Annotated in this window: 6 protein-coding genes and 1 pseudogene; all 7 read right to left on the reverse strand. The window is 57.3% G+C overall.

Translation table 11 applies throughout. From position 1 onward, the window contains the following. Positions 1 to 76: 76 nt before the first annotated feature. Positions 77 to 2752 carry a bifunctional diguanylate cyclase/phosphodiesterase gene (locus QOL82_RS13700; protein ID WP_283442841.1) on the reverse strand — a complete coding sequence of 892 codons (2676 nt, stop codon included), beginning with the start codon at positions 2750 to 2752 and terminating at the stop codon, positions 77 to 79. 778 nt (positions 2753 to 3530) lie between these two features. Beyond that, on the reverse strand, positions 3531 to 4400 hold the full coding sequence (locus QOL82_RS13705; RefSeq protein ID WP_283442842.1) for a LysR family transcriptional regulator: 870 nt from the start codon (positions 4398 to 4400) through the stop codon (positions 3531 to 3533). Then, entirely contained in the window at positions 4397 to 5407 is a 1011-nt protein-coding gene (locus QOL82_RS13710; protein WP_283442843.1) for a phosphonate dehydrogenase, read from the reverse strand. The genes QOL82_RS13705 and QOL82_RS13710 overlap by 4 nt, the downstream gene beginning before the upstream one ends. A gap of 25 nt (positions 5408 to 5432) precedes the next feature. After that, positions 5433 to 6230: a phosphonate ABC transporter, permease protein PhnE gene (gene phnE, locus QOL82_RS13715; RefSeq protein ID WP_283442844.1), complete on the reverse strand. Its 798-nt coding sequence runs from the start codon at positions 6228 to 6230 to the stop codon at positions 5433 to 5435. A gap of 11 nt (positions 6231 to 6241) precedes the next feature. Further along, a complete protein-coding gene (gene phnD, locus QOL82_RS13720) occupies positions 6242 to 7102 on the reverse strand; it encodes a phosphate/phosphite/phosphonate ABC transporter substrate-binding protein (RefSeq protein WP_283442845.1) in 861 nt (286 codons plus the stop codon). 2 nt (positions 7103 to 7104) lie between these two features. Continuing rightward, positions 7105 to 7908 carry a phosphonate ABC transporter ATP-binding protein gene (gene phnC, locus QOL82_RS13725; RefSeq protein ID WP_283442846.1) on the reverse strand — a complete coding sequence of 268 codons (804 nt, stop codon included), beginning with the start codon at positions 7906 to 7908 and terminating at the stop codon, positions 7105 to 7107. A 536-nt stretch (positions 7909 to 8444) separates the two neighbouring features. Continuing rightward, positions 8445 to 8729: pseudogene (locus QOL82_RS13730) on the reverse strand (ISNCY family transposase); the annotation flags it as partial.

Here is an 8729-nt window from a genome sequence, read left to right on the forward strand (position 1 = left end):
ATCTTGTGCTCATAGGCATTGCCCGAAGGTGGCGCGACGTGACCGGCTCGTACGCGGGCCAGCGTCCTTAAGCTCGCTAGTTCGGATCGGCCACGGCGAACGCATCGCTGCCTTGCAGGATACGCGTCGCCTGCAATGGTGCGTACCGGGCAGGCCGCGCAAGCAATGGCTCAATATCGTGTGCCGGCATCGGTCGGGCAATGAAATATCCCTGCACTTCGTCGCAGGACAGTGACTGCAACATGGCCATTTGCTCGGCTGTTTCCACGCCTTCGGCGACCACCGTCATGCCAAGCGCGTGCGCCATCGACACAATGGCCTGAAAGAAAACCTTGCCGTCGCGCGAATTGGTCAATTCCGACGTGAATGCCTTGTCGACTTTCAGCACGTCCATTTTCAGGCGCTGCAGCTGTGACAGGGAGGAATAGCCGGTTCCGAAGTCATCGATGTGGAGCTTGATCCCCAGGTCGCGAATCGCAGACAGTTCAGCCATGATTTCCGCCTGGTCTCCCATCATTGCCGACTCCGTGATTTCCACTTCCAGCAAACTGGCGGAAATCCCTGCCTTTTCAATTTCTTCGGCCAGGTGGCAATGGATTTCGCCATGGGAGAACTGGCTGGGTGAGACATTGATCGAGATGGGTACCAGAGGTATGCCCCGCGCTTGCCACGCGCTCAGCTGAGCACAGGCCATGTTGATGACCAGGCGGCCCAGTGGCTGGATCAGGCCTGTCGCTTCGGCCAGGGGAATAAATTCCAGCGGCGGCACCAGCCCGCGTTTCGGATGGATCCATCGCACCAGGGCCTCCATGCTGCACAGCCTACCCGTCTGCGTATCGACGCGAGGCTGGTAATACAGGACAAACTGTTCCTCGGCAATCGCATCGAACAGGCTTTGCTTCAGGTGGGCCTTGGACTTGAGGCTTTCGTGCAGCGAGGCATCATAAAAACGATATTGCCCCTTCCCCTCGCTCTTGCTGGAATACATGGCAACATCGCTGTGCCGGATCAGCGTTTGCGCATCCACGCCATCGCGGGGGTAGACACTGATGCCAACGGACGCACCCAGCACAAAGGTCTTGTCCGCGACACCGAATGGCATGCTGCATGTTCTGACGATACGTTCGGCAGTGTCCTCAGCCTGCGCCTGGCTTTCGATCGGTGTCAGCAGAACGATAAATTCGTCGCCGCCGAAACGAACGACCCGGTCGTCCTTGCGGAGAACGGACTTCAGGCGTGCGGCGACGACTTCAAGCAGTTCGTCGCCGACCGCATGCCCGTGCGTATCGTTGACATGCTTGAAATCGTCGAGGTCGACAAACAGCAAGGCCAACTGGGATCCATCCCTGGCAGACCGTTCCAGCGCGGACGGCAAAAAGGCCGCCAGCCAATGGCGATTCGGCAGCCCGGTCAGCATGTCTTCGTTGGCCATGCGCTGCAACTGCTGTTCATGCGCCTTGCGTTCGCTGATGTCCTGCAGCGTGACCGCCAAACCGATGCTGGTGCGGACCAGGCGGCGGTATGCCCAGCCGATCTTGATCCGGTTGTGGACAGGCATCCTCACTTCGTCTTCATGTACGCCTTTTTCCATTGCCAGGCTGTAGGTTGCGATCAACTCCCTCGAGTGCGCATGGCTGACAAATGTTGCGAACCGGGTGCCGATCATCTCCTCGCGGGACATGCTGTAGAACCTGGCGCCGCGCTCGTTGCAGTCGATGATTTCAAAGTCGACAATGGCGCCGTGATTGTTGCGGATTGCCCGTGCCATATAGAAGCCGTCGGCAGCGCCCTCGGTGGCGACCCGGTAGGATTCCCGTAACGCCGCCTGGTCGTTTTGATGCTGCAGCCGTCGCTTGGCGAAGACGCCGCCAAAAATCGCTGCGAGCAGCAATGCGCCGGTTGCGGCTAGCGCCTGGTTCCGGCGTGCCAACGCCGCTTCCCTTGCCGGCGCCTCCAGTTCGTCGCGCGACAGGCCGATCAGCACGGTGAAAGGGTAGACTGACGACTCACGCCAGGCCAGCACGCGGTCCTCCTTGTCCGAAAACCAGTCTGCACCTTTCTGCAATCCAGCGCCGGCGTTCGTGGAAAAGACGGGATCGCCGGTCAGGATGGAACGTTGATGGGGCGCTGCAAGGTCGCCATTCCTTTCCAGCCTGACCTTGTGCTGCCCGTCGATCATCATGAGCATGCCCTTGCGACCGAGTACCTTGGTGTTGTAGAACGAGGTGAAATAGTCGGACCGGACGACCAGCACAACCACTCCGCTGAATGCATCGTCGCCAGCTTCAAGGCGTTTGGAAAACCGAAGCACCGCTTCGCTCTCCCGACCGTCTGGCGCGTCCATGCGCAGCGCTGTGGAATTATTGTTCCTGTGAAAAGAAAAAGCGGCGTCGTTCGCAATCGAAGCCGGCACGGCGCGCTGTCCCGTCGACGTCACGCTGGCGCCGTTGGCGTCATAGACTGCGACGGACACGAACACCGGATCGGTGAACATGCCGTTGCGCCGCAAGTCTTCCAGATTCATGGCGCCTGCCGAATGCTCCCAGCCGTATTTAAGCTGCATCGTTATCTGGTCAATCTGCGATAACGAGCGCGCGACATAGTGTTCATAGGCTTCTGCATACGAGGCGGCGTCCTTCACCGCGGTGCCGCCTACAAGTTCAAGGTCCGAGCGCGCCTTGATCAGCACCGCCCCCCACATCAGCAAGCCAAGCACAAGGCAGAGAAGGGGCCAGAACAGGAGCGGTCCCACAGCGCTTTTCCTGAAGTAATCAATCGTCAATTTCGACCCGGTCGACAGTGGAGGCATATTCATTTCTGGCTAAATTTCTTCTTAGAAATATTCCAGTTTGAACATCATTTATTTCATGGTCATGACGCGTGGCGTGCGGCAAATAGCGAGGCACACCGCCGCACCTCGTCGGCCTTCGAATTGCGGGCCGGGTTTAATGAAAGTGGCCGCGGTGATGTTTTTGGACCGCCACGTGCGGGTCATAGTGTTTAAGCATTTTGTGTTCATAGTGCACGCGCGTTCACTGAAACCAGCGCATACCGACGTCTCAATCCGGTTAGAAAAGAAACTGGACAAACCGCCAATCTCCGATCTTCACAGAGCGATACGCTAAGCAACGGGAGTCTTCCCATGAAACTGGGATACCAATTTCTGCAACCCGGCTTCCGGCTTCCGTGAAGCCAGTCGAGGCCGCTGGAGGAGTAATCACTGACTGGAGTAGCGCATCGGCCCGGAAGGGCGGCACCGTTGCTGCCTGCGCTGACCCCCGCGTATAAATGCCGATCTGCTCGACCTGCTGCGTTTTACAGCGTGAGCAACGCTTGTATCGGGGTGCGTCGCTGCCATGCTTCAAATCAGCAGGACGGCGGGCAAGTGTTCGAATCGAGCCGGCGGCGCCATTCGCGTGCGTCGGCGAGTTCGATCTTGTCGCCGGGGCGCGCGGTTTGGATCAGATGCCAAGACTCAGGCGCAACCAGGCTATCGCGATTCCGCGAAAGGCTGTGTCGAAGTCAGCGCATTACGACGAGGGCGCGCTGCGCAGGAATTCGATGAAACGGGATGCCGGGCCATCCTCCACCTCGCGCTTCCGCCTTATAAGGTAGAACTCCTTTTGCGGTGGTATTTCTTCGATTGCGACAGCACGAATCCAGCCATCGCGAATCTCCCGTCGTACTGCTGATGCCATGACAAGCGAGACTCCCAGACCGGCATGTACCGCATGTTTTACCGCCTCGGTGCTGCCAAGCTGCATGGACACATTGATAGTCGAAGCGTCTTGTCCGAGATAGCTCCGCAGCAGACGGCCTGTGCCAGTGCCGCTTTCCCCACCCAGCATCGTTAACCCTTTAAGCCAATGGCGGGGGATGGTGTGCAGGTCGGCCCAGGGATGTTGCGGGGGGACGATAAGGACGAGTTCTTCGCTGCGCCACAATGCTGCGCTGAAGCCTGGTGAATGATCCCACCACTCCATCACTGCAACGTCGATTTCCAACCCTTTCAATTTCTCGGCAATGCTCGTGTTGTTGCCGATCACCACGTCAAGTTCTTGCTGTGACGATTCCGTGTACATCTTGAAATAGGGCTGGAGCAGGTAGATCCCGGCGTTGGAACTGGCGCCGACGACTATCGTTTTCTTTTCGAAGGCCGCCTGGGCATGACGGCAGACGGTAAGCAGGTGCTCCGCATAGGGCAGGAAGGTTCGCCCCTGGTCCGTCAAACTGCTGCCGGCATTGCTGCGGTCAATCAAGGTTGCATTGAGCGACCGCTCCAGGCGCTTCACCTGTTGGGAGACTGCCGGTTGCGACAGGCCGGTGTGCTTTGCCGCTTCGCGGAATCCACCGTGCCTCACTACCGCGAGAAAGGTTGCTACCGGCGCCAGGTCGATCACACAGCCACCGTCCCAAATACAGGATCATTGATTGCCCCGTCTGGACGTTCGCCGCACAGTGCCTGGAGTATGTTATTCGCCGCCTCCCGTTCAATCTCGATCCGTACTTCCTTTACCGCCGAGCCGAGATGGGGAGTGAAGAAAGTTTGTTGTGCGTTGTCAAGTAAAGCCTGCGGGATGGCGACCGGCCTGTCCGGACGATGCCATTCTTCCATTTCGAATACATCGGCTGCATAGCCGGCGAGATGCCCACTGCGCAACGCATTCACGACCGCCTGTTCGTCGACGACCGAACCGCGGCAGGCGTTGATCAAATGACTGCCTGGCTTCATCCGCGCGATTGTGTCGGCATTGATGAGATGAAGGGTTTGCAGCGTCATGGGCAGGAATGGCACCACAAAATCACTTTCCTGCAGCAGTTCGTCCAGACTGACGCGGCGCGCATTCCACGCCTGTTCCTGCTCGATAGCGAGTGGATTCTTGTCGCAGTAGAGCAGACGAGTGTCGAAGCCGGAAAGGCGCTTCGCCAGCGCCCGGCCTACCGCCCCCATACCGATTATTCCCACTGTGCGCCCATGGAGCCCTGTGCCGTAGAGTTCCGGCTGCCACCCGCGGAAACGTCCGCTGCGAATGCGGCGATCGCCTTCAAGCAAATGGCGGGTCAAGCCAAGCAGAAGCCCGATCGTCAGTTCCGCTGTCGGTATCGTCAGCAGGTCCGGTACGATGCTGAACCACACGCCGCGGCGGGTGCAGGCATCGACATCGAAATTGTCATAGCCCTTGAGCGCCGCCGATACAATTTTCATTTGCGGACAGATCTCGATAAACGCTTGATCGAGACAGTCCGGCATGAATACCATGAGTGCGTCCGCGTCCTTCGCGCGCAGCAGGATTTCTTCTCGCGACAACGTGTCACGCGTGAGGTTGGGGATGACTTCTGCGACGGGTTGCAGCATCGAGATGGTTTCGGGGTGCACCCAATGGGTAAGGACCACTTTTGGTTTCATGGGATATTCGAGTTCGTTGAGTGATTTACTTGAATTTGCGACGCAGGAATGAACTGAGCGCGTCGACCAGCGTTACCATCGCCAGGATGACCAGCAGAATTGCGGAAACCTCCTGGTATTGCATGATGCGAAGAGAACCCATCAGTTCGAAGCCGATGCCGCCGGCGCCAACCATTCCCATCACGGTGGACGCGCGGAAATTGTATTCCCATCGATAAATCGCGGTGTCGGCCATCTGCGGCAATACCTGGGGCAGGATGCCGTGGAAGATGACTTGCAGCGGATTGCACCCCGCGGCACGCGCAGCTTCCACCGGCGCCTGGTCGGCATGCTCGATCGCCTCGGCGAAGAACTTGGCGATCATGCCGATCGAATGAAAACCCAAGGCCAGCACGCCGGGAAGTGCGCCGAAGCCGACTGCTGCGACGAAGATGATGCCCATGATCAGTTCAGGAATCGAACGCAGGGCATTCAAAAGCCAGCGTGAGACCTGGTACACGGCCGGATGGGGACTGGTATTTCTGGCCGCAAGAATCGCAAGCGGCAGCGACAGCAGTACGGCGATTGCGGTGCCGGCGATACTCATGGCGAGCGTGTCAAGCAAGGGCTTCATCCAGCTGCCGGCGGCAGTAAAGTTGGGCGGGAACATTTCACCGACCAGGCTGGCCATGCTTGGCACGCCTTCGCGCAAGCGCTCCACGTCAAACAGCCCGACGTAGTACCAGCTGACGAGGACCACCGCCAACATCAATAAAATGTTGCGTACCGAGCGGTACCACGACTGCTGTAGCTGCAGCAATACCGGATGATATTCAGTTTGCATGAAGGCCGGTCCTAGAACTTTGACAGGTCAAGTTTCAGCAGGCTGCCAAGGTCGCGTACGGCATCGTAGTCCTTGTCGGACACCGGGCCGAATCCATCGGCCTTGAATGCCTTCAGAACGGCCGGATCGTTAATGTTCAGAAAAACCTCACGGATCTTTTCCTTCAGCTCAGGCTTGAGATTGGAACGCATGGTCCATGGATATTGAGGGAAGGGTGCGGATTCCGCGAGGACCTTGACCTTGTTCGCGTCGATCATGCCGCGCTGGACCAGGGATTCAAAGATAGGCTTGCTTAGTCCGCCAGCCTGAGCATGGCCGTTCTGCACGGCCAAAGCGACGGCATCGTGTGCACCGACAAAGTGTTCACGATAATTCTGGCCTGCGGAGAGTCCGGCTTTTGCAAGCATGGACTTGGGAATCAAATGGCTGGAAGTGGACGCCTTGTCCCCGTAAGCCACGTTCTTGTCAGTAATGTCTGCGATCCTGGTGATGTTGGCGGCGGCATTGACGATCAACACGGACTGATAGGTCGTGCTGCCTTTTTGCTTGAGCGCTGCAAACGGCTCAATATTGCTTTTCTGCTTCGCCAGGACATACGACAGCGGGCCGAAATACGCTAGATCGAGACGACCATGGCGCATTGCCTCAATCATCGATGAATAGTCGGTGGTGACCACAATTTCGATGTTCTTGCCAAGTTCTTTTTCAAGCAGCGCCTTCAGTGGCTGGTTATTCTTGATGACTGTCGATGCATTTTCATCAGGCAGAAGTGCGACCTTCAGCGTGGCCGGGTCTGCATCTGGCGCGGCCAGTGCGGTATTTCCAAAAACAACGACTGAAACCAGGCTCAAGAGCGCGATAATTTTTTTCATTTTCATTTCTCTGCGGTGGCAAGGTGAAGTGGGAATGGTGAAGGGCGAAACGGGCGTGGCATCGCCTTGACGGTTGAAGGTCGGTGCGCATAAAGCGCTTCCGCCTGCATGGGTGTTAATTCCCTGGGCGCGGCGTCGAAGATCACTTCGCCGTGAGCGAGCCCGATAATGCGATCGGCATATCGCTTGGCCAGATCAACCTGGTGCAAGCTGACTACCGCTGAGATACCGTCTTCCTTGCATATCTGGTGCAGCATCGCCAGCACCTTGTCTGCGGTCGCCGGGTCGAGACTTGCGACCGGCTCGTCTGCCAGGATCAGGCGCGGCTGTTGCGTCAGGGCGCGAGCGATTCCAACCCGCTGTTGCTGACCGCCACTGAGTTGATCAACCCGCGACAGCGCTTTATGCAGTAGCCCGACACGGTCTAGACTGTGCAAACCGATTGCCTGTTCCTCTTTGGACAATGGCAGAAGGCTGCGCAACGTCGTGTGATAGCCGATACGTCCCATCAACACGTTTTGAAGCGCCGACAGGCGGCCGATAAGCTGATGCTGCTGGAAGATCATGCCGGTGTGACGCCGATGCGCTTGAAGCGCCCGCCTGTTCTGCAGGTTGCCGAGTTCGCTGACGGTAATGCTGCCGCTGGACGGTTGATTCATCAGGTTAAGGCAGCGCAGCAAAGTCGATTTCCCGGCACCTGACGAGCCGAGCAAGACTGTGAACTCACCGTCCTGGAAAGCGAGGGAGGTGGGGTGAAGCGCGACAAGACTGCCGAAACGTACCGAGACATCGTTTAGTTGGATCATGGCTTCTCCGTTTATTACGATTTGTGATCAAACTGCCTGGGTGATCACAAAATCGAATGACGAAGCGATGATAGTTTCAGCTTGTTACGTTGAGATGACGGTTGCATTACCCATCGATGACATCGGACTCTTACGACACAAGCTATTGGCCGGGCGCGGAACTGGGGGGACGGGGAAAGATAATACTGACGTACCAGCGCAAGGCACGTATGTCGGCCTCGTGGCGAAGTTAAAATGCTCGCTGTTTCAGCTTGGGTTTTAGGCAGTTAAAGAAAGACGCAGATGCGCTGAAGAAGGGTTGCCGCGCTCATGGCGTTCGTCATTCGATTGAAGTCCGGACATTTACTGGTGAGTCAATCGGTGATCCTTGATCCACGGTTGCAGGCCGGGACCACAGCCACCAATGTCAAAGCAAAATTCAGATGTCCGCTTCCCGGCTAAGTTGAAATGTCCGCTTTTGCCGTGTGATTTTGTTTCTCAAGCTTTAATAAATGCAGCCGCGATAGCGGAATAATTGCTGTTTGGCTGCCCTAAAATCAATCAGCAATCTCGGTGCGCGGGCCGTTAGCTTTGAGCTTTGCATGCTGTTTAATCGCAAGCGCAATGTCCGCGGCAGCAAGTGATCGTCGCGACTTTTTATCTGGCATCCGCTTCTTTGAGATCGGCCCAATACCGCGATGTCTGCGCGAAGGTGCTGCCCGACTGGGCCGGTTATCTCGTTGGTCCTGGACTAACTGGGCAATCTCAAGGACGTGTCCGAGCCGCTTGTTCTCAACAACGTCGCCATTGCTGATTTCAGAAAGGCGGTTGTAAGCGGTATA

Source organism: Noviherbaspirillum suwonense, from assembly GCF_900182955.1.
Taxonomy (GTDB): domain Bacteria; phylum Pseudomonadota; class Gammaproteobacteria; order Burkholderiales; family Burkholderiaceae_D; genus Noviherbaspirillum_A; species Noviherbaspirillum_A suwonense.

What these genes read in the sequence shown, in the direction of transcription:
- QOL82_RS13710 (WP_283442843.1), bottom strand. Translation starts at nt 5,407, where the DNA reads ATGAAACCAAAAGTGGTCCTTACCCATTGGGTGCACCCCGAAACCATC.
- phnE (WP_283442844.1), bottom strand. Translation starts at nt 6,230, where the DNA reads ATGCAAACTGAATATCATCCGGTATTGCTGCAGCTACAGCAGTCGTGG.
- phnD (WP_283442845.1), bottom strand. Translation starts at nt 7,102, where the DNA reads ATGAAAAAAATTATCGCGCTCTTGAGCCTGGTTTCAGTCGTTGTTTTT.
- phnC (WP_283442846.1), bottom strand. Translation starts at nt 7,908, where the DNA reads ATGATCCAACTAAACGATGTCTCGGTACGTTTCGGCAGTCTTGTCGCG.